We start from the raw sequence: 402 nt of genomic DNA, 5'->3' as shown, positions 1-402 counted from the left end.
CCGAGTTCACGCACCTCGCGGCCGCGCAGGTCGGCCTCCCGCTCGCCCTCGCGGCCGGCTGCTGGTCGGGCGGCAGGGACCGCGCGGCGGGGATCGACGCGCTGCGCGCGACGATGGTGCGCCCGTGCACGCGACAGATCGCCGTCGCGGCGCTGCCCGTCCTCGTGTGGACCGTCGCCGCGTACCTCCTCTTCCTGCTCCTCGCCTACGCCGCGACGTGGGCGACCTCGCTCGGCGGCGGCGTCCACGGCGCGCGACTCCTGCTCGTCCCCGCCGACGCCGCCGGCATCTGCGCCGCCACGCTCGCGGGCGAGTTCCTGGGGCGCCACGTGCGCTGGCGCCTCGCCGCGCCGGGGTGCGGGGTCCTGCTGTACGGGCTCGTCGGCGTGCTGCGCGGCGGCA

1 pseudogene is annotated in these 402 nt (G+C 78.6%); it reads left to right on the top strand.

The features are described from left to right. Positions 1-402: pseudogene (locus tag G3I42_RS06325) on the top strand (hypothetical protein); the annotation flags it as partial.

This window comes from Streptomyces sp. SID11385, assembly GCF_010548245.1.
Lineage (GTDB): Bacteria > Actinomycetota > Actinomycetes > Streptomycetales > Streptomycetaceae > Streptomyces.
This window is presented reverse-complemented; position numbering and strand designations above follow the sequence as displayed.